A 20,583-nucleotide genomic window follows, 5' to 3' on the forward strand; every position below is an offset into this window, starting at 1 on the left:
CCCAAGGTGAGCAACAACGACAGTTTTATCGAGGAAGTCACCGAAGAGGTGCGGCGCGAGAAGCTTTACGGCTACTTGCGTCGGTACGGCTGGATTGCTGTGGCCTGTGTTCTGCTTCTGGTGGGCGGGGCAGCTTGGAACGAATACCGCAATGCACAGGCGCGCAATACAGCGCAAGCGCTGGGCGATGCTTTGGTTGATGCACTGAACGAAGACGCGCCAGAGGCCCGTGCTGCAGCGCTTGCCGATGTCTCGGCAGAGGGCGCGTCGGCGGCGGTCACGCTGCTTTTGCGTGCGGCCACCCAGCAAGAAGCAGGCGATGCAGCGGGCGCAGCTGAGACGCTGAACGCGCTTGCCGTTGATCCCGATGCGCCCGAGATGTACCGCGATCTGGCCGCCCTCAAAGCAGCCATCCTGCCCACAGATGATACCGAGGCCCGGATGGCCGCCCTTGATGCTTTGTCACTGCCCGGCCAACCGTTTCGCCTGCTGGCCCTTGAACAAAAGGCATATCTGACACTGGAGGGTGGTGACGTCGACGCCGCCATCGCGATCATGCGTCAGGTCGAGGAAGATGCCGCCGTCACCCGCGGCTTGCGCGAGCGGGTGCAGACCCTCATGGTGGCGCTGGGTGAACCTTTGCCCGAGCCAGTGGCCCAATAAAGCGCAGATTGGATGTACCCCGTGATGTCGAGAATAAGCATTGCCGCCGCCCTGAGCATGACCCTTCTGGCAGCCTGTGGCGAAGAAGATATCATTCTGCCCGGTGAACGCTTTGATATTCGCGCCCAATCGGTTGAGGTGAACCAAGCCTTGCCGATCAGCGGCCTGCCTGCCGCGCGTGTGAATGCGGAGTGGACGCACCACAACGGCTCTGCCGCTCATAATGTGGACCATCCCGCACTTGGCACCACGCTCAGCCCGGTTTTCGTGGCCGATATCGGCGAAGGTGACAGCAAGAGGGCGCGCATTACCTCGCACCCTGTGGTGTCCGGTGGTGTGATTTACACCGTTGATGCGCGGGCCACTGTTACGGCGACAAGTGCATCAGGTGCTGCACTCTGGTCGCGCGACCTGACACCGCGCACCGACAATCCGAGCGATGCATCGGGCGGTGGCATCTCTGTTGCGGGCGGGCAGGTCTATGTGACCACCGGCTTTGGCGAGGTTACAGCCCTTGATGCAGCCACCGGGCGTACTGTTTGGGTGCAGGATCTTGATGCGCCTGCAAATGCCTCGGCCACCGTGCGGGGTGATTTAGTCTATGTCGTGGCACGCGACAGCACTGCTTGGGCGCTGGACGCCGCAAACGGACGCATCCGCTGGCAGCAGTCCGGTTCGCCCTCGACGGCGAACTTCGGTGGTGGGGCAGCGTCTGCGGTATCAGGCGAATTTGTTGTGTTCCCTTTCCCATCGGGTGAGGTTCTGACCACTTACCCATTGGGCGGCATTGCACGCTGGTCCACCGTTGTTTCTGGCGACCGTGTCGGCAGTGCTTCGGCCAATATCAACGATATTGCGGGCGATCCGGTTATTTTGGGTGATCGCGTGTATCTGGGCAACTTTGGCGGACGCACCGTTGCGATTGAACTGTCCACTGGTGACCGTCTGTGGACAGCCGCCGAAGGCACGGTCAGCCCGGTCTGGCCCGTCGGCGACGCCGTTTTCCTGATCAATGATATCAATGAACTGGTGCGGCTGGATCGCGCAACCGGCGACCCGGTCTGGCGTGTGGCACTGCCTGCATTCGAGGAAGACCGTAACACCCGCCGCCAGAAACGTGTTTTCGCGCATTACGGCCCGGTTCTTGCTGGTGGGCGTCTAATTGTGACCTCGTCAGATGGGCTTATCCGCCAGTTTGATCCGACCTCTGGCGCATCGCTTGGTCAGATCGATCTGCCCGGAGGCGCGGCCTCTGGCCCGGTTGTGGCAGGCCAAACACTTTACGTCGTAAGCAAATCAGGCCAACTACACGCTTTCCGTTAGGCCTGAACTGGTGTAACGCGCGGGTCCAGACCCGTCAGGAGCCGAAAAGATGAGCTTTACCCTCGCAATCGTGGGCCGTCCCAATGTGGGCAAATCCACGCTGTTCAACCGTTTGGTTGGCAAGAAATTGGCCTTGGTCGATGACCAGCCGGGGGTGACACGCGACCTGCGCGAAGGTGAGGCGCGTTTGGCCGACCTACGCTTTACCGTGATTGACAGTGCCGGTCTGGAAGAAGCCACCGACGACAGCCTGCAAGGGCGCATGCGCCGCCTGACCGAACGTGCGGTTGAGATGGCTGATGTCTGCCTGTTCATGATCGACGCGCGGGCAGGGGTGCTGCCTGCGGACGAGGTCTTTGCCGATATCCTGCGCAAGAAAAACGCCAATGTGATCCTTGCAGCCAACAAAGGCGAAGGCAAAGCGGCGGATGCCACGATACTAGAGGCCTATTCGCTGGGTTTGGGAGAGCCGATCCGCATGTCTGCGGAACACGGCGAAGGTCTGGGCGAATTGCTGGATGAATTGCGCCCTATCGCTGATGCCCGTGCCGAACAGGCCGCCGCTGATGCGCCCGAGGTTGACGTCGATGTGGGTGATGATGATGAGGATGCTCCGCGCATTCCGACCCGCGCCAAACCGTTGCAGATCGCCGTTGTGGGGCGCCCCAATGCGGGCAAATCCACCCTGATCAATCAAATTATCGGCGAGGAACGACTGCTGACCGGCCCCGAAGCCGGGATCACGCGCGATGCCATTTCCGTCCAACAGGACTGGGGCGGCGTGCCAATGCGGATTTTTGACACCGCTGGGATGCGCAAGAAGGCCAAAGTGCAGGAAAAGTTAGAGAAGCTATCGGTTTCCGACGGCCTGCGTGCGGTAAAATTTGCCGAGGTTGTGGTTGTTCTTCTGGACGTAGAAATTCCCTTTGAACAGCAAGATTTGCGCATCGCCGATCTGGCTGAACGTGAAGGCCGTGCTGTTGTCGTTGCCGTGAACAAATGGGATGTTGAAGGCGAAAAGCAAAGCAAACTCAAAGAGCTGCGCGAGAGCTTTGAGCGGCTTTTGCCACAGTTGCGCGGCGCGCCTTTGGTCACGGTTTCTGCCAAAACAGGCAAAGGGTTGGACCGTTTGCAGCAAGCGATCATGCGCGCCCATGAGGTTTGGAACCGCCGGGTGAGCACGGCGAACCTAAACCGCTGGCTGATCGGTATGCTTGAACAGCACCCGCCACCGGCACCGGGCGGCAAGCGCATCAAGATGCGGTATATGACCCAAGTGAAGACACGCCCACCTGCGTTTGTGGTGATGACATCGCACCCCGATCAAATGCCTGAAAGCTATAAACGCTATCTGATCAATGGGCTGCGTGTTGACTTTGATATGCCCGGCACGCCGATCCGGCTGTACCTGCGCGATCAGGGGGACAAGAACCCCTATAAGGACAAGAAGTCCTCGCAGCCGTCGCGCCTGTCAAAGCACCTCAAAAAGGGACCTAGCGCGCGCTAAGCCTCTGGCGGGCCAGTAGGCCCGGCAGGATGACGATGCCAAGTGCGGGCACAACCGAACCGGTCCACTATGCTGCCACCCCAAGGGTGAGGAAATGCCGACTTGCGCCATGGATGACGCTACGTCAGCATCGCCGTTATTCAAACGGGGATACTTAGAATGAAGCGTATTGCGATTTTCTGTGACGGCACCTGGAACCGGCATGACGCGGTCAATCCCACGAATGTTGTGCGGCTTGCCCAAGCGGTCAAACACACAGCCGATGATGCGCGCAAGCAGCAGGTGTTTTATGTCTTGGGCGTAGGGGCTGGGCGCGGATCAAACGCGGTTGCACGCACGTTGGATCGCTTTGCAGGCGGGGCCATGGGGTGGGGGTTGATCGAGAATATTGAGGACGCCTATCGCGCCTTGGTGTTTTGTTATGAGCCGGGCGACGAGATTTTCATCTTTGGGTTTTCGCGGGGCGCTTACACTGCCCGATCCCTTGCGGGGTTGCTGCGCTCGTGCGGGATCCCGCCGCGCGAAAACGTGGGGCGCATTGGCGAGGCGATCAAACGCTACCGGTCGCGGTCGCGGGATACCAAGCCGGATGATCCCAAGAGCTTTGAATGGCGGCGCGATTTTGCGCCTTTCACAGCAACAAGTGAGGCAGAATGGAATTGGCGCCAAAAGACCCGCCCCGGTCTGTGTGTGAACCTGACCATCAAATATCTGGGCGTCTGGGACACGGTGGGTGCGCTGGGGGTCCCCGGCTATTGGGCGGCGGCCCCTTTGTTTAACAAAAGGCACCAGTTTCATGACGCCGATCTGTCGCGCACCGTCTTGTCGGCACGTCATGCAGTGGCCATTGATGAACGCCGCAAGACCTTTCCAGCGGCACTTTGGTCAGACAAGCTCGATGATATGAACCGCCGCGCGATGGGGTTGGATGAGGACACAACGCTGCACCCTGACACCCGCAAAGACTGGGCCTATCGGCAGGAATGGTTTCCGGGGGATCACGGGTCAGTTGGCGGGGGCGGCGACAGGCAGGGCCTGTCGTCCTTCAGCTTTGACTGGGTCGCGGAAGGGGCCCGGCGCGCTGACCTAAGTATGGATGCTGCGGCGTTAGAGCAGGTACAGAAAGGGCGCAACATCCGGGAGGCGCTGACCAACAAGTCCAGCGTCGGTTTTATGACCAAGCTGATGCGATGGATCGCCAAGGACCGCAAAGGCCCAACCCGCGTGGTTGATGTCAGTCAGACAACGCGCGACCGTGTGGCATGCGATCCGACGTATTTGCCCAAAACGTTAGAGAATGTGCTGCCAAAGCTGCAAGAAACCATCACCAAAGATGATCTCTTGCCGCCTGTTTAGACCATCTGCCCGTCAGCATCGATCCGCGTCTTGCCGCGCAGATAGGGGTGCAGTGCGGCAGGCAGATCAACCGATCCGTCTTCTTGCTGGCCGTTTTCCACGACAGCGATCAGCGCGCGGCCCACGGCCAGCCCAGAACCGTTGAGCGTATGCACGAACTGCGGTTTGCCACCTTCGGCAGGCTTGTAGCGGGCGTTCATACGCCGCGCCTGATAATCGCCCGCGACCGAAACAGAGCTGATCTCGCGGTAGGTGTTCTGACCGGGCAGCCAGACCTCGATATCGTGGGTCTTGCGCATGCCAGCGCCCAGATCACCGGTGCAAAGCACAACGGTGCGGTAGGGCAGGTCCAGCTTTTCAAGGATGGCCTGCGCCTGCGCAGTCATGCGGTCATGTTCGGCGGCACTGTCCTCTGGCCGGGTCACGCTGACCATCTCTACCTTTTCAAACTGGTGCTGGCGCAACATGCCGGATGTGTCGCGTCCTGCGCTGCCGGCTTCGGAGCGGAAGCACTGTGTGTGGGCGACATAGCGGCGGGGCAGATAACTTTCTTCGATCGTCACGCCGTTGACGATGTTGGTCAGCGTCACCTCTGCTGTGGGGATCAGCCACCAGCCATTGGTCGTCTGATAGCTGTCTTCGCCGAATTTGGGCAGTTGGCCCGTGCCATACATCATTTCCTCGCGCACAAGCACGGGCGTGATGGTTTCGGTCAGCCCGTGTTCTTCGACATGCACGTCCAGCATGAACTGGGCCAAAGCACGGTGCAGGCGGGCAACAGCACCAGAGAGCAACACAAAGCGGCTGCCAGAGAGTTTGGCGGCGGTTTCAAAATCCATGCCGGGGCGGATGGCGGAAATCTCGAAATGCTCAACGGGCTGAAAGGCAAAGTTGCGGGGGGTGCCGTGGCGGTGGATTTCGACATTGTCGTCTTCGTCGTTGCCATCGGGGATGCTGTCGTCGGGCAGGTTGGGGATGCCCAAAAGCAGATCGGTCAGGGCGGTATCTTGCGCCTTTGCTTCTTCATTCAGCTTGGCAATTTCCGATTTCTTCTCGGCCACAAGCGCGCGGAGGCGTTCAAATTCTGCCTCATCACCGCGGCCCTTGGCGGCACCAACTTCTTTGGCGGCCTTATTGGCATCGGCTTGTGCGGTTTCGGCAGCAAGAATTTTGGCGCGCCGCGCCTCATCCATGGCCAGAATATCCGAGGACGCCGGTGCAATCCCACGACGAGACAAAGCCGCATCAAAAGCGGCGGGGTTGTCACGGATGGTGCGGATATCATGCATAGCATCGGTCCTTGGATGAAGTTTCAGTGCCGGTCATATGCCTGATTGTGGTGGGCAAGTGAAGCCGCGAAAAGGGTGCAGCGCAGGGTAAGGATTTCCTGACGAGGCCTTTGGCAGAAAACTATGCGAGAATTGCGCCATTAAGAGCAGTTGCTCAAACATATTTTTGAGAGGTTTGTATATGCTACGTTTATTGACGACTACGGCTGTTATTGCAGCAATCACTGTTCCGGCGGCGGCCCAGCAGCTGACCTATGGGAACGTTGAATTTGAGATAAGCCGCCTTGATGCGGATGGGGACGAGATCACGTCGAAGGTTCTGGAAAGCGATGTTGAATTCAGCGCCAATCAGTTTCTTTTTGGCGCCGAGGTCAAGAACCAGAGCCTTGAATTGGGCGGCAGCGATGCCACGATCACGAACTACAACGCCTTTGGCGCTTATCGTGTAGTGCCAGAGTTCATGATTGGCGCGGGTCTGAATGGGATCGATTTGGACGGTTCTGACGTCAACGGATACGAGGTTTTCGCCCAGTATACGACGCCTCAGTTTGGGGTGGCCGTCAACTATAACAATCCTGACAGCGACGATGATGATTTCACCCTGACGACGGGCTATATCGAAGGTCAGATTGCAACAACCGTGACGCTTGGGGCGGTGATTGAATCGTTCAACGATGTGGACAACAAGTATTACGCGCTGACCGCAGAGTATGACGACGGGCCGATTTTCGCACGCGCCTATTACAACGCGATCACCGATGTTGACGGTGGTTTGTTTGGCGTGCGCGGTGCTTACGGCGTGACCGACACGGTCGATGTGATCGCAAGCCTTGAACGCGGCAGTGAGGATTTCTTTGGTGATCTGACCGCCTATTCGATTGGTGCAGATTACATGATTTCCGAGGGGTTTTCTGTTGACGGCTCCATCGGTCAGCTTGAGTTTGAAAGCTCAAGCGCCCAGTTCGTCCAACTTGGCGTCACCTATGAGGTTGGCGAACGGATGCGCCTTGATCGCAAGGTGAACGATGCCCTGCGCGAAGATCGCAGCAAGGGGATTGGGTCGCTCTTCGTTGATATTGGCATTGGTGCCGGGTTCGGATTTTTCTAGGGATCAGTTCATGCGAAAAAAGAGGGCCTGCACAGCCGTGCGGGCCCTTTGTTGTTGGTCTACATCGGTGCGGGAATTGCCCGCAGGAACGGCCGCGGTGTCGCAATTTTCCATCGAATGATTGCTTTCCCCCAGCTCGCGCCCCATATGGCACAAAAGCCTGCAACGTTCAGGCCAATCGCGGTTGCCAATCCAGGGGCGCGGACATACTGTGCCGCGACTTTACCAAGGTGCCAAAACCGCACAACAAAAAGGGATGGGATATGAGACCTGAAGACCTGATTATGCTCCTTCTGATCTTCGCGATCATGTATTTCCTGCTGATCCGTCCGCAGCAGAAAAAACTCAAACAGCATACAGCGATGCTAGAGGCGCTGCGCCGGGGCGATCAGATCGTCACCCAAGGTGGCGTTGTCGGCAAAGTCGTCAAAGTGCATGACGACAAGAATGAGATCGAGGTCGAGATTGCCAAAGGCGTCAACGTCCGCGTCATCAAGTCCACCATCACCACAGTGATGAACAAGACCGAACCGGCAAAAACTTAAAACCTGCCGAAAAAGGCGCTCTTGATGCTCAATATTTCGTTTCCCAAGCTTGTGATGATCTGGCTGACGGTTGTTATCGGCCTGACCTTTGCGATGCCCAACGCCTTCTATGGACGGGTTGAGACCCACAATGATGCGTTGAACATCATTGAAACCGGGCAAACGAACGCTGAGCTTGAGGCCGATGCAGCGCTCTGGCCTAATTTCCTGCCCTCTAACCTTGTCAATCTGGGCCTTGATCTGCGCGGCGGTGCGCATCTGCTGGTCGAAGTGCAGGTCGAAGATGTGCATGCGTCTTTCCTCGAAGGATTCTGGCCAGAAGTCCGCGATGTGCTTTTGACAGAGCGTGACACGGTTGGATTTGTCGAACGGCTTGACAGTGCAGCAACCGAGCTGAAGGTCAGCATTTCGCAAGCCGCTGGTGCGACACGCGCGTTTGAACTGGTTCGCGGTCTGGGGCGCCCGGTGACGTCGTTTACGGGCGCTGCTGCTTCGAACATTGATGTGCGCATTGACGGCAATGTCCTGACGGTCACCCTGAGCGAGGCCGAGATGGCCGCGATGAACGAGCGCACGATCCTGCAAACGCTGGAAATCATCCGTCGCCGGATTGATGAGGTAGGCACCCGCGAACCCACCATTCAGCGGCAAGGGGCCGAGCGTATTTTGGTGCAGGTTCCCGGCGTGGGATCGGCCAACGATATTATCGACCTTCTGGGCACGACCGCACAGCTGACCTTTAACCCCGTACAAGGGCGGACCAGTGACCCGGACGCATCGCCCGGCACAGGTAATATGCTGGTCCCATCGCAAGAACAGGAAGGCGTGTTCTATATCTTGGAACGCCGCCCTGTTGTAACTGGCGAAGACCTCGAGAATGCACAGCTGGATTTCGACCAGAACGGCCGGCCCGCTGTATCTTTCCGCTTTAACACCTCTGCGGCGCGCAAATTTGGTGACTTCACGCTGGAAAACATCGGCAGCCCCTTTGCGATTGTGCTGGATGATGAGGTGATTTCTGCACCAACAATTCAAAGCCATATTCCCGGCGGCTCAGGCATTATTACCGGCAACTTTTCCGTTGAAGAGGCCACCAATCTGGCCGTTCTACTGCGTGCCGGTGCGTTGCCTGCTGAACTGATCTTCCTAGAGGAACGCACGATTGGTCCTGAACTGGGGCAGGACAGCATTGATGCGGGGCAGATTGCCTGCATCGTCGCGGCGATTGCGATCCTTGTTTATATGGTGCTGAGCTATGGTCTGTTTGGCCTTTTTGCCAATATCGCGCTGATCATCAATGTGGGTCTGATCTTTGGTCTGCTAAGCATTGTGGGTGCCACGCTGACGCTGCCCGGTATCGCCGGTATCGTCCTGACCATTGGTATGGCGGTGGACGCCAACGTTATTGTCTTTGAGCGTATCCGCGAAGAATTGAAAACCGCCAAAGGCCCGGCACGTGCGATCGAACTGGGCTATGAAAAGGCGCTGTCGTCGATCATCGACGCCAACATCACAACCTTCATCACGGCGGTGATCCTGTTCACCATGGGCTCTGGTCCGGTCAGCGGCTTTGCTGTGACATTGGGCTTTGGCATCATCACATCCGTTTTCACTGCGATTTTCGTCACCCGATCCCTGATTTCGATCTGGTTCGCGCGCGCCCGCCCCAAGACAATCGAGGTTTGATATGCGCTTAAAACTGGTTCGCGAAAACACGTCCATCGATTTCTTCAGCCGGGCCCGTATCTGGCTGGGCATTTCAATGGTGGCTATGGTCATCGCCTGTGCGTCGTTCATGCTCCAAGGGTTGAACTACGGGATCGACTTTCAAGGCGGTACAAGCATTCGGACGCAATCCGAACAGCCCGTTGATGTGGCTGTATACCGGGCCGCACTGGATCCGCTCGCACTTGGTGATATCTCGATTGCAGAGGTCTTTGATCCATCGTTTGAAGAAGATCAGCATGTGGCCTTGGTGCGCATTCAGGCGCAAGAAGGTGATGAGCGGATCGCATCAGAGACCATTCAGGCCGTGCAAGCGGCGTTGCAGTCCATTGATCCCAATATGAGCTTTCCATCGGTCGAATCCGTTGGCCCCAAAGTGTCAGGTGAGCTGATCCAGACCGCCGTTATCGCTGTGGCGCTCGCTGTGGTCGCCATTCTGCTTTATATCTGGCTGCGGTTCGAATGGCAGTTTGCCATCGGTGCGGTGCTCGCGCTGTCGCATGACGTGATCCTGACCATCGGCATTTTCTCTGAACTGCAGATCAAGTTTGATCTGGCTATCATCGCGGCCTTGCTGACCATCGTTGGTTATTCGATCAACGATACGGTGATCGTCTTTGACCGCGTGCGTGAAAACCTGCGTAAGTACAAGAGAAAGGACCTCAAGGAGGTTCTGAACATCTCGATCAATGAAACGCTTAGCCGGACCTTGATGACCTCTGTGACCACGCTGCTTGCGTTGATCGCTCTGTTTGTTTTGGGTGGTGATGTGATCCGGGGCTTTGTCTTTGCGATGATCTGGGGTGTGATCATCGGGACCTATTCGTCGATCTTTGTGGCTTCGGCGATTCTGCTGGTGCTGGGGGTCAAGCGGGACTGGTCCAAGAAAGACCCAAGTGCCGGCACGAAATACGGGCATATCGACACCTGAAATGGGGTGAGCCATGCAATTGAATGAAATCGACTATAACGACGCAATGCCCATAGACGCCTATGGGCCGGGGTTCTTTCGTGTCGGTGGCAAAAAATACGAAGGCGCTGTGCTGGTATCGCCAACAGGTGTTGTGGCATGGGGTGGTTACGATGACACCGTCAATGCGCTGGCGCTCAGCGATCAGATTGATGTGCTGTTTGTCGGAACAGGGGCCGAGATTGCGCATCCTGACAAAGCATTCCGCACCAGATTGGAAGAGGCCGGGATCGGGGTCGAGGCGATGGCATCGCCTGCCGCCTGCCGCACCTATAATGTTTTGCTTTCAGAAGGGCGCCGCGTCGCGGTGGCCCTGTTGCCTGTCTGAATGCTGACTGTCACTGATCTGACCTGCGAACGTGGTGGGCTGCCGGTTTTGACCGGCGTCAGTTTTGATGTGGCCGCAGGGCAGGCGCTAATCCTGCGCGGGCCCAATGGCATTGGTAAGACGACGCTGCTGCGCACTTTGGCGGGGTTGCAGCCTGCGGTGGCAGGTCACGTGACCTATCCAGAAGATGAAAGCGCCTATGCCAGCCACGCAGACGGGATCAAGACCGCACTCAGCGTGACCGAGAACCTACGGTTCTGGGCTGACGTCTATGGCGCTGATTTGCCCCGCGATATTCTTGAAACATTCGATCTGGCAGATCTGGCGGAGCGTTTGGGTGGCACCTTGTCCGCAGGGCAGAAGCGCCGCCTAGGGTTGGCGCGTCTGGGTGTGATCGGGCGCAAGGTGTTGTTTCTGGACGAGCCGACGGTGTCGCTCGATGGATTCTCGGTCAAGCTCTTTGCTAAGTGGCTGCAAGATACGCATTTGGCGCGCGGCGGTGTGGCTGTGATCGCCACACATATCGATCTGGGACTTGCGGCCCCAGAGTTGGACCTGACCCCGTTCAAATCGGACGTGGACGCAGGCGGCGGCACGGATGAGGCGTTCTTGTGATTGCGCTGCTTCTGCGTGACCTACGGTTGGCCGTGCGGGCCGGGGGCGGCTTTGGCCTTGGGCTTGCGTTTTTCCTGATCGTTGTGGTGCTGGTGCCTTTTGGTGTCGGGCCCGATACGGCAGTGCTTTCGCGCATCGCGCCGGGGAATTTATGGGTGGCTTCTTTGTTGGCCGCACTGCTGTCGCTAGACCGGATATTCGCGCTGGATTACGAGGATGGATCGCTCGCACTGCTCGCCACGTCGCCGCTGCCTTTGGAAGGGGCTGCGATGATGAAGGCGTTGGCGCACTGGATCACCACTGGATTGCCCCTGACACTGGCCGCACCTGCGCTGGGGTTCCTGCTGAGCCTCGCACCAGAGGCCTATGCTTACCTGCTGCTGTCGCTGCTGATCGGCACACCAGCCCTATCAATGATCGGCACCTTTGGTGCGGCGCTGACAGTAGGGTTGCGCCGGGGCGGGCTGTTGTTGTCATTGCTGGTGCTGCCGCTTTACGTGCCTACGCTTATTTTTGGGGCAGAGGCCGTGCGGCGCGGCGCAGACGGGCTCGACCCAAGTGGTGCGTTGATGCTGATGGGCGGGATCACAGCGGGATGCTTTGCCTTGTTGCCTTTTGCCACTTCAGCAGTGTTGCGCGTCAATCTGCGGTGATCGGGGATTGAGAGTGCCAATGAGGCGGGATAGATAGGCAAAATGTCGATGTGGGAATACGCTAATCCGAAACGGTTTATGGGCTGGACCCGGCCTGTGCTGCCGTGGACCTTTGGCCTTGCGGGGCTGTGCCTTGCGGTTGGGTTGATCTGGGGGTTTTTCTTTACGCCAGACGATTTCCGGCAAGGGTCAACGGTTAAGATCATCTACCTGCATGTGCCTGCCGCCCTGATGGCGATCAACGCGTGGATCATGATGTTGGTGGCGTCCTTGATCTGGGTCGTGCGCAGGCATCACGTGACAGCCTTGGCAGCCCGTGCCGCAGCCCCGGTGGGCGTCGTGTTCACGCTAATTGCCCTTTTCACCGGCGGCATATGGGGCCAGCCGATGTGGGGGACTTATTGGGCATGGGACCCGCGCCTGACGTCCTTTCTGATCCTGTTTTTGTTCTATCTGGGCTACATCGCCCTGTGGGAAGCGATTGAAGACCCCGACACAGCCGCGGACCTGACCAGCGTGCTGTGCATGGTTGGGTCAGTCTTTGCCATTCTGTCGCGCTACGCGGTGCTGTTCTGGAATCAGGGGCTGCACCAGGGCGCATCCCTGTCGCTGGACAAAGAAGAAAACGTCGCGGATGTTTTTTGGTTTCCGCTCTTGGTTTGTATCGTGGGATTTGTGCTGCTTTTTATCGCATTGGTGCTCATGCGCACCCGCACCGAAATTCGTGCGCGCCGTATCCGCGCGCTGGAAGCGAGGGCGCGCCGTGCCTGATCTGGGTCAATATGCCGTTGAAGTGCTGGCCGCCTATGGTGTGAGCATCCTGTTGTTATCGGCGATCATCGCGATCAGCTGGCGCCGCTATGTACGCGTGCGCGCGGCCTTGGAAGCGGTTGAAAAGAATGGCTAAAATTTCGCCACTGATGATCCTACCGCCGGTGATCTTTGCCGCTTTCGCGGGGCTGGCGCTTGCGGGAATGCTACGAGATAATCCTGATGAGATGCCGTCGACCTTTGTTGGTAATCAGGCCCCGCCGGTTCCGACAGAGGCGGTGCAGGGCACGGTGCAGCTAACCAACGATGACCTGCGGTCCGGAGACGTGACAATCGTGAACTTCTGGGCCAGCTGGTGCCCGCCATGTCGTGCCGAGCATCCGAATTTGCTGGATCTGGCGGCGCAGGGCTACCGCGTTGCAGGTATCAATTTCCGCGATCAGCAGGATCAAGCCGCGCCTTATCTGGTGGAATACGAAGACCCGTTTTTTGCAACCGGGTTTGATCTGCGGGGCAGGGTGGCAATCGACTGGGGCGTGACCGCGCCGCCAGAGACGTTCATTGTGGATGGCGACGGGACGGTTTTGTATCGGTTCGTCGGGCCGTTGGTCGGGTCGGATTATGAGCAGCGGTTTTTGCCGGAGTTGATGAAGGCAGCAGAGTAAATTGTGTGCGTGGGTGAAACCCACGCATCGATGCACAAAAAAGCCCGGTCGCGATGACCGGGCTTTTGCAATTCAGCTAACGGAACTTAAGCAACCTTGGCCAAGTTCTGCAGCACATAATGCAGCACACCACCGCTTTTGATGTAGTCGATCTCAACGGCGGTATCGATCCGGCACTTCACGGTGATATCTTTCACCGTACCGTCGGCCATGGTGATCGTCGCTGCCATCTCTTGCAGCGGTTTCACGGCGTCCAGACCTTCGATTGTTACCGTTTCCTCACCGGTCAGGCCCAGTGAATTGCGGCTGTCGCCGCCGGTGAATTCGAACGGAACGACGCCCATGCCGACGAGGTTGGAGCGGTGAATACGCTCAAAGCTCTCTGCGATCACGGCTTTGACGCCCAGCAGGGACGTGCCCTTGGCTGCCCAGTCGCGGGACGATCCAGCACCGTATTGTTCGCCTGCGAATACGACCAGTGGGGTGCCTTCGGCCTGATGCGCCATGGCTGCATCAAAGATCGATGTCTGATCGCCGCTTGGCCCTTTGGTGTAGCCGCCTTCGACCCCATCCAGCATTTCGTTCTTGATGCGGATGTTGGCGAATGTGCCGCGCATCATGACCTCGTGGTTGCCGCGGCGCGAGCCGTAGGAATTGAATTCGCGCACGGGCACCTGCCGTTCGATCAGGTACTGACCGGCGGGGGTGGTGTCTTTGAACGAACCGGCAGGGCTGATGTGGTCGGTTGTGACCATGTCACCCAGAACGGCGAGGACTTTGGCGTCAACCACGTTCTTGATTGTGCCCGGCTCTTTGGACATGCCCTGGAAATAGGGCGGGTTCTGGACGTAGGTTGATGCGGCAGGCCAGTCGTAGGTTTCGCCTGTCGATGTTTCGACCGCTTGCCATTTTTCGTCGCCTTTAAAGACGTCAGCATATTTGCTGATGAACGCCTCGCGGGTCACGGTTTTCTCGACCAATGCGTTGATTTCGGCAGAGGTTGGCCAGATGTCTTTGAGGAAGACATCATTGCCGTCTTTGTCCTGTCCCAACGGTTCGCTGGACAGGTCGATGTCCATCGTACCGGCCAGCGCATAGGCCACGACAAGCGGCGGCGAGGCGAGGTAGTTCGCGCGGACATCAGGTGAGATGCGCCCTTCGAAGTTGCGGTTGCCCGACAACACGGACGTTGCCACCAGATCACCTTCGGCAATCGCGTCTGACAGTTCTTTCTGGATCGGACCAGAGTTGCCGATGCAGGTCGTGCAGCCATAGCCAACAAGGTTGAACCCGATCTTGTCGAGGTCCTCTTGCAGGCCTGCGGCCTCTAGATATTCGCTCACCACCTGAGAACCGGGGGCCAGTGATGTTTTGACCCAAGGTTTGCGATCCAGACCCAAGGCGGCCGCTTTGCGCGCCACCAGACCCGCGCCGATCATGACGTAGGGGTTGGATGTGTTGGTGCAGGATGTGATCGAGGCGATCACGACCTTGCCGCTTTCCATGGTGTAATCTTCGCCAGCAACGGCGACTTCTTTGCCCATCGGGCGTTTGAAGGTCTTTTCCATCTCACCCGCGAAGGCAGATTTGGCGTTGGTCAGTGCCACGTAATCCTGCGGGCGCTTGGGGCCGGAAATCGCAGGCACAATCGTGCCCATGTCGAGGTGCAGGGTGTCGGTGTAGACAGGTGCGTAATCCGCGCCGCGCCAGAAACCGTTTTCCTTGGCGTAGGCTTCGACCAATGCGATGCGGTCCTCATCCCGGCCTGTGTTGCGCAGGTAGCGCAAGGTTTCACCGTCGATAGGGAAGAAGCCGCAAGTGGCACCATACTCAGGCGCCATGTTGGCGATTGTTGCCCGGTCGGCCAGTGGCAGAACGTCCAGACCGGCGCCGTAGAATTCGACAAACTTGCCGACAACGCCAAGCTCGCGGAGCATTTCAACGACTTTCAGCACAAGGTCGGTACCTGTTGTGCCTTCCATCATTTCGCCTGTCAGCTCAAAGCCCACAACTTCGGGGATCAGCATGGACACAGGTTGGCCCAGCATCGCGGCTTCCGCCTCGATCCCGCCAACACCCCAGCCAAGCACAGCAAGGCCGTTTACCATCGTGGTGTGTGAATCAGTGCCGACGAGTGTATCGGGGTAGGCCACGTCTTCGCCGTTCTGATCCTTGTCAGTCCAGACCGTCTGGGCAAGGTATTCAAGGTTCACCTGGTGACAGATGCCTGTGCCCGGCGGCACAACGCGGAAGTTGTTGAACGCGCCTTGGCCCCATTTGAGGAACTGGTAGCGTTCCATGTTCCGTTCATATTCGCGGTCCACGTTCATCTGGAACGCACGTGGGTTGCCGAATTCGTCGATCATGACCGAGTGGTCGATAACCAGATCAACGGGGTTCAGCGGGTTAATCTGCTGGGCATCGCCACCCAAAGCCACGATGCCGTCGCGCATGGCAGCAAGGTCAACCACCGCAGGCACACCGGTGAAGTCCTGCATCAGCACGCGGGCAGGGCGATAGGCGATTTCGCGGGGGTTTTTGCCGCCTTTGTCAGCCCATGCAGAGAATGCCTTGATGTCATTAACAGATACTGAAAATCCGCCATCCTCAAAGCGCAGCAGGTTTTCGAGGACGACCTTCAGCGCCGCTGGCAGCTTGGAAAAGTCGCCCAAGCCCGCAGCTTCTGCTGCCGGAATGGAGTAATAAGCGACCGACTGGTCACCAACTGTGAGTGTTTTGCGGGTATTGGCTGTATCTTTGCCGACTGTGATTGTCATGGCTTTCCCTTTCGTGGCTGCAGCTGAGCAAGGTTCTTGAGGTGGCTTTTGCCCCATGCAGCAAGGGCAATCAAGGGGGGACGCACGTTTTTGTATACCATTGCACACAATTTGGCGTGTTTCCGCTTTTCATGGTTGAAACAATCCTAACGGCGCCCTCGCAATTCGTTGATTGGTCATTACAGACAAAGCTGATTACACCAGACAGACAATCTAAATATCGGGATTAACCATGCGCCTCCTCATTGCTGTTCTATCGTTCTTGGGTCTCTTCCAAGCCTCCCAAGCTGTTGCGCAAAATGGACCGGTGGTGATTGAACTTTATACTTCGCAAGGCTGTTCATCCTGCCCGCCAGCGGATGCGGTGTTGCATGATCTGGCAGAGCGCGATGATGTGATCGCGCTGGCGCTGCATGTGGACTATTGGGATTATCTGGGCTGGAAGGACGAGTTTGGCCGCCCGGAGAATACCGAGCGCCAACATGCCTATGCCCGCAGCTTTCGTGCGACGACGGTTTATACCCCGCAGATGATTTTTAATGGACAGGACGATGTTGTCGGCTCTCGGACCATGCAGGTGATGGATATGTTGCAGGCGCACCAAAGCCGCGGCAATTCTGTTGATGTGACATTGGCCCGCCGGGGTGAGCGCGTGATTATCAATGCCGAGGCGGATAGCCGTGGCGATTATGTTGTGCAACTGGTGCGCTACACCCCCGAGCAGACGGTCGATGTGCGCCGCGGCGAGAATGCGGGCAAAACCCTCAGCTATGCCAATATTGTAACGTCTTGGGACTATATCAGCCGCTGGGATGGGCGGTCACCGCTGGCGCTTGATGCCGCAGCGCCGGGCGATGCGCCGATTGTTGTGATCATCCAGCAGCGGGGCTACGGCCCGATCTTGGGTGCCGCCGAGCTGCGTTAAGGCAATTCGAACTATACCTGCATCACCCATCGCCGCCTTTCGCCCCCGGTGCAAACGCAATGAGTGCAGTGCTGTGTTTCTGGCTTAATTCGAAGCGCTCTGAGGCCGTTTTTTTCTTTTCCATCGCTTGTGAACCCAGAACCATTGTTCTGGGTTTCGCGCTATCTGTGCCGCGAGCCGGGCGTTCATTTCTGGCAGCATCTGTTCAGCTGTGCTGTGGGGAATGGGCGCTTCGACCTCTACCGCGAACGACAGCCCATCGGCCTGCCTGATCCCGAAATAGGGGATCATCACCGCGTCTAGCTTGAGTGCGATCTGCGCGGCAGAAAGCGATGTGCGCGCCGGGTGTCCCATGAAGGGGATCAGCGCGCCGGGGGCTGCGACATCAAACAGCAACGTGCCCAGGCCACCGCCCCGCAGATGCCTGACAAAGCCCATGGTGCCACGGTTGCCCTGCGCAAATACTGGCCCGCCCCAGCTGGTCATGGTTTTGGCGTAGTGGTCATTGAAATAGGCGTTCTGCATCGGGCGATAAAGACCGCCGATGGCGTGTCCCATCGCCGTGAGCACCTGACGGGGCGCTTCATGATTGCCGAAATGGCCGGTGACAAAGATCACAGGGCGTTTGGCCTTGGTCGCATCCTCTAGTGCATCGAGCCCGTCACCGCTGGGCTTTGTCGTGCAGAGCTTTTCGCCGAACTCGCGCCAAGAGTAGTTCTCGATGATCGTGCGCCCAAAGTTGTCGCAACAGGCAGAGGCCAACTGTCTGCGCTTGGTCGCTGTCATATCGGGGTAAACCAGAGCGAGGTTATCCTCGGCCCGTTTGCGATATCCCGCCAGCGGCCCAATGGCCCGCCGCAAGGCGCTGCCCATCATCGGCACGCGCGTGTCGTAGGGCAGGCGCATGACCGTGCTGATCAACCCGCGCAACGCCCGATCAGCCAGCCAATCGGCTGTTGTGCCTTCAGGTGCCGTTTTTGTCACGTGATGTCCGGGGCTTTTGCCAGACCTGTGCCAATCATGCTGTCACGCGTTACCAGTGTAGCGAGCTTGCCCGCATCCCAACCGTCGGTGCCTGAGGGCCGGGCGGGGATCACGACATAGCGCATGTCGGCGGTGCTATCGTGGACGCGGACCTGTGTTGTCGCGGGCAGATCAACGCCAAATTCGGCCAGAACCTTGCGCGGTTCCTTGACCGTCCGGGACCGATAAGCGCGGGATTTGTACCAATCGGGCGGCAGGCCCAGCAGGTTGCGCGGGTAGCAAGAACATAAGGTGCAGACGACGACGTTATGAACATCAGACGTGTTTTCCAACGCGATCAGTTTCATCGGGCCGATATCAAAACCCATGTCGCGGGTCGCGGCGCTGGCATCAGCAAGCAAAGCATCGCGGAATGCCGGGTCAGTCCAGGCCTTGGCCACAACTGACGCCCCGTTGGAAGGGCTGCGCGCATCCATCGCATCAATCTGGGCGTTGATCTCAGCCGCCGAAGTCACGCCCTTTTCGATCAGCAATTCGCGCACGGCGATTTCCATCTGCTGCCAATAGGTCAGCGGGTGGTCGTCATCGGGCCGGTAGGGATGGCCAGACGGCGACAGGTGGTCGTGGTGATCATGGGGCATGGGGGGCCTCTGCCGGTTCAAGCCAATGGGCGTAAATTTCTGCGTCAATGGTATCATCGGGGTGAAGCGCGTCGGCGCCCCAGACCTCTGCCATTGTAAAGCGCAGGCGCATCAGTGGCAGTGCGTCACCTTGCCTGCCATAGGCCAATGCTTCGGGGTTGGGGGAGGGGCCAAGCTGGCGTTCGACCCAGCCGACCTTGCCACGCAAGTAGGCGGGCGTGCGCACATGTCCGGGCGGCATGTCAGCGCGAACGCGCATGAATTGCCGCACGTTCATTTGTTGGCCTCGCCATATGTTGCGCCACGCGCGGCGACCTCTGACATGCGTTGGGCCAGTTCGGCGGTTGAATAGACGCCTGATTCGATCAAGTTCTGGTTCACCGAAGCGATCCAGCGTTCGTAATAGGTCATGGTTTCAAAGGCCTCTGGCCCCATGTCCTCGAGGACGCGGCGAAGCCCGTCCACCGTAAAATGCCCCTTGGCCGAGGCGAGGATCATCAGCGCATCGACACGTTTTTCCCAAAGCGAGAAATCATGCTGATCGGTACGGATCCGGCCTGCGGCATCGCCGCCCATATCATGCCAACGGCGGCCATCGAATGTCTGTGAATCCTTTGTCATGGCCAAAGGTTAGCGCATTCCGTCGGCGGGGTGAATCACATTCCGCGTGGCGGGGCCTAAGCTGCCTCTTCCTCTTCTGCGTTTTCATCAGGGTCGATCAGCGTGATCGTCCCAGAATCGACCAGTTCGCGGATGGCCTTGGTGATTTCGGCCATCGCAGCTTCTGCCTCTGCCTTTTTGATCGGGCCGAGTTCAGAGGCATCTTCGCGGATTTGCGAGGCCATTCGTTGAGAGATGCTTTCAAGGATGAATTCCGCCGAGGCCACCAGCTGTTCATCGCCCGCCAGCCCAGCAGCGATCGCGGCGGTCATGATCTGGCCATCCACAGCGCGGATGCAATTGGGAATGTCTGTTGGTTTGACCCGTGGTGCGATATCCTTGAAGGTAAAGATCGCTTTGCGGACGCTGTTGGCAAACGTGGGATCTGTAGTGCCCAACCCGGTGAGCAGATCTTCGCGTGTTTCCGTGGGGGTAGCGTTCAGGATGGCACCCAGCCGCTGCACCGGTGCCATTTCAAAGGCGAGTGGGTTAGCCGAACTATAGTCCTGCGCAAGGGCTGCACCAATGCGGCGCACGGCGTCAGGCGAGACATCGGCGGTTTGCGACATCGCATAGGTGATGCGCCGCGCGCGATCACCGGGTGTTTTTGTCAGCACCTCAGCTGCCTTAGCGACGGGCAATTTGGACAATGTGACCGCACATAACTCGGTGCTTTCGGCGCACATGATATCGACGATCCGGGTGATATCCAGATTGACGACAGTGGGCCAGTGATCACCGTTGCGCACTTCATGGGTTTGCTTGCGCAGCTTGTCCGCCAATGGGCCGCTCAAGTGGTCGGCGAGAGCCATGACAGCACCGTCATGCGTGCCAGGGGCGGATAGGCCAACCGCCTCAAGCTCGGCCAGGAATTCCTCTGCGACGGTGGTGACCGTGTTCCGGTCCACCAGCCGCAGGGCGCCCAGTTCCTGCGTCCGCAAAAGTTGCAAATGTTCGGGCAGTTGCGACAGCGATAGTTGCGTGCCATCACCGATGAGCATCTGCACGATCATCGCCGCCTTTCGGCGGCGTGTTGGTGGTGCGGTATCTGGAAGTGTAGGTATGTCCATGCCGCAGT

General features: G+C 58.3%; 22 protein-coding genes. 15 read left to right on the forward strand and 7 right to left on the reverse strand.

What is annotated here, in order from left to right; translation table 11 throughout:
- The first annotated feature begins 6 nt into the window (after positions 1 to 6).
- The 4 genes from DHN10_RS13640 (at position 7) to DHN10_RS13655 (ending at position 4,849) form a co-directional block, all read left to right on the forward strand.
- Positions 7 to 663: a tetratricopeptide repeat protein gene (locus DHN10_RS13640; protein WP_108815896.1), complete on the forward strand. Its 657-nt coding sequence runs from the start codon at positions 7 to 9 to the stop codon at positions 661 to 663.
- Positions 664 to 687: 24 nt separating this feature from the next.
- On the forward strand, positions 688 to 1,986 hold the full coding sequence (locus DHN10_RS13645; RefSeq protein ID WP_234417133.1) for a PQQ-like beta-propeller repeat protein: 1,299 nt from the start codon (positions 688 to 690) through the stop codon (positions 1,984 to 1,986).
- A 49-nt stretch (positions 1,987 to 2,035) separates the two neighbouring features.
- Complete coding sequence (der, locus tag DHN10_RS13650) at positions 2,036 to 3,493, forward strand: ribosome biogenesis GTPase Der (RefSeq protein WP_108815898.1); 1,458 nt, start codon at positions 2,036 to 2,038, stop codon at positions 3,491 to 3,493.
- Between the two features lie 159 nt (positions 3,494 to 3,652).
- On the forward strand, positions 3,653 to 4,849 hold the full coding sequence (locus tag DHN10_RS13655; protein WP_108815899.1) for a DUF2235 domain-containing protein: 1,197 nt from the start codon (positions 3,653 to 3,655) through the stop codon (positions 4,847 to 4,849).
- Here DHN10_RS13655 and serS read toward each other — a convergent pair.
- Entirely contained in the window at positions 4,846 to 6,138 is a 1,293-nt protein-coding gene (gene serS, locus DHN10_RS13660) for a serine--tRNA ligase (protein ID WP_108815900.1), read from the reverse strand. The genes DHN10_RS13655 and serS overlap by 4 nt on opposite strands.
- A gap of 181 nt (positions 6,139 to 6,319) precedes the next feature.
- Here serS and DHN10_RS13665 point away from each other — a divergent pair, with 181 nt between their 5' ends.
- The 10 genes from DHN10_RS13665 (at position 6,320) to DHN10_RS13710 (ending at position 13,518) form a co-directional block, all read left to right on the forward strand.
- The gene (locus DHN10_RS13665) at positions 6,320 to 7,246 is read left to right on the forward strand and encodes a hypothetical protein (protein WP_108815901.1); all 927 of its coding nucleotides are present in this window, start codon (positions 6,320 to 6,322) and stop codon (positions 7,244 to 7,246) included.
- Between the two features lie 263 nt (positions 7,247 to 7,509).
- Positions 7,510 to 7,791: a preprotein translocase subunit YajC gene (yajC, locus tag DHN10_RS13670; protein WP_108815902.1), complete on the forward strand. Its 282-nt coding sequence runs from the start codon at positions 7,510 to 7,512 to the stop codon at positions 7,789 to 7,791.
- A 24-nt stretch (positions 7,792 to 7,815) separates the two neighbouring features.
- The gene (gene secD, locus DHN10_RS13675) at positions 7,816 to 9,477 is read left to right on the forward strand and encodes a protein translocase subunit SecD (RefSeq protein WP_108815903.1); all 1,662 of its coding nucleotides are present in this window, start codon (positions 7,816 to 7,818) and stop codon (positions 9,475 to 9,477) included.
- Position 9,478: 1 nt separating this feature from the next.
- A complete protein-coding gene (gene secF, locus DHN10_RS13680; RefSeq protein ID WP_108815904.1) occupies positions 9,479 to 10,447 on the forward strand; it encodes a protein translocase subunit SecF in 969 nt (322 codons plus the stop codon).
- 13 nt (positions 10,448 to 10,460) lie between these two features.
- Positions 10,461 to 10,814 (forward strand): Mth938-like domain-containing protein, encoded by a 354-nt coding sequence (locus DHN10_RS13685; protein WP_108815905.1) that lies wholly within the window; start codon positions 10,461 to 10,463, stop codon positions 10,812 to 10,814.
- Positions 10,815 to 11,429 (forward strand): heme ABC exporter ATP-binding protein CcmA, encoded by a 615-nt coding sequence (ccmA, locus tag DHN10_RS13690; protein ID WP_108815906.1) that lies wholly within the window; start codon positions 10,815 to 10,817, stop codon positions 11,427 to 11,429.
- Complete coding sequence (ccmB, locus tag DHN10_RS13695) at positions 11,426 to 12,082, forward strand: heme exporter protein CcmB (RefSeq protein WP_108815907.1); 657 nt, start codon at positions 11,426 to 11,428, stop codon at positions 12,080 to 12,082. The genes ccmA and ccmB overlap by 4 nt, the downstream gene beginning before the upstream one ends.
- A 42-nt stretch (positions 12,083 to 12,124) precedes the next feature.
- Positions 12,125 to 12,853, forward strand: a complete 729-nt coding sequence (locus tag DHN10_RS13700) for a heme ABC transporter permease (RefSeq protein ID WP_199910682.1) — start codon at positions 12,125 to 12,127, stop codon at positions 12,851 to 12,853.
- A complete protein-coding gene (gene ccmD / locus DHN10_RS13705; protein ID WP_108815909.1) occupies positions 12,846 to 12,989 on the forward strand; it encodes a heme exporter protein CcmD in 144 nt (47 codons plus the stop codon). The genes DHN10_RS13700 and ccmD overlap by 8 nt, the downstream gene beginning before the upstream one ends.
- Before the next feature lie 13 nt (positions 12,990 to 13,002).
- Positions 13,003 to 13,518: a DsbE family thiol:disulfide interchange protein gene (locus DHN10_RS13710; RefSeq protein WP_234417134.1), complete on the forward strand. Its 516-nt coding sequence runs from the start codon at positions 13,003 to 13,005 to the stop codon at positions 13,516 to 13,518.
- A gap of 86 nt (positions 13,519 to 13,604) precedes the next feature.
- Here DHN10_RS13710 and acnA read toward each other — a convergent pair whose 3' ends face one another.
- Complete coding sequence (gene acnA, locus DHN10_RS13715; protein ID WP_108815911.1) at positions 13,605 to 16,295, reverse strand: aconitate hydratase AcnA; 2,691 nt, start codon at positions 16,293 to 16,295, stop codon at positions 13,605 to 13,607.
- 232 nt (positions 16,296 to 16,527) lie between these two features.
- On the opposite strand from acnA, the gene DHN10_RS13725 reads away from it, so the two are divergent.
- Positions 16,528 to 17,220, forward strand: a complete 693-nt coding sequence (locus tag DHN10_RS13725) for a DUF1223 domain-containing protein (protein WP_108815913.1) — start codon at positions 16,528 to 16,530, stop codon at positions 17,218 to 17,220.
- Positions 17,221 to 17,304: 84 nt separating this feature from the next.
- Here the strand turns inward: DHN10_RS13725 and DHN10_RS13730 are convergent, their stop codons facing one another.
- Genes DHN10_RS13730 through DHN10_RS13750 form a run of 5 tightly spaced genes read right to left on the reverse strand, consistent with a single transcriptional unit; the run spans position 17,305 to position 20,575 of the window.
- Positions 17,305 to 18,204: a lysophospholipid acyltransferase family protein gene (locus DHN10_RS13730; protein ID WP_234417135.1), complete on the reverse strand. Its 900-nt coding sequence runs from the start codon at positions 18,202 to 18,204 to the stop codon at positions 17,305 to 17,307.
- On the reverse strand, positions 18,201 to 18,845 hold the full coding sequence (gene nthA / locus DHN10_RS13735) for a nitrile hydratase subunit alpha (protein WP_108815914.1): 645 nt from the start codon (positions 18,843 to 18,845) through the stop codon (positions 18,201 to 18,203). Before nthA ends, DHN10_RS13730 begins: the two co-directional genes overlap by 4 nt.
- Complete coding sequence (locus tag DHN10_RS20190; protein WP_108815915.1) at positions 18,835 to 19,122, reverse strand: SH3-like domain-containing protein; 288 nt, start codon at positions 19,120 to 19,122, stop codon at positions 18,835 to 18,837. Before DHN10_RS20190 ends, nthA begins: the two co-directional genes overlap by 11 nt.
- Positions 19,119 to 19,466 (reverse strand): ScnB-like protein, encoded by a 348-nt coding sequence (locus DHN10_RS20195; protein WP_373456715.1) that lies wholly within the window; start codon positions 19,464 to 19,466, stop codon positions 19,119 to 19,121. Before DHN10_RS20195 ends, DHN10_RS20190 begins: the two co-directional genes overlap by 4 nt.
- Before the next feature lie 56 nt (positions 19,467 to 19,522).
- Positions 19,523 to 20,575: a FliG C-terminal domain-containing protein gene (locus DHN10_RS13750; protein WP_108815916.1), complete on the reverse strand. Its 1,053-nt coding sequence runs from the start codon at positions 20,573 to 20,575 to the stop codon at positions 19,523 to 19,525.
- Between the last annotated feature and the right edge of the window lie 8 nt (positions 20,576 to 20,583).

This window comes from Loktanella sp. Alg231-35, assembly GCF_900143545.1.
Classification (GTDB): Bacteria; Pseudomonadota; Alphaproteobacteria; order Rhodobacterales; family Rhodobacteraceae; genus Yoonia.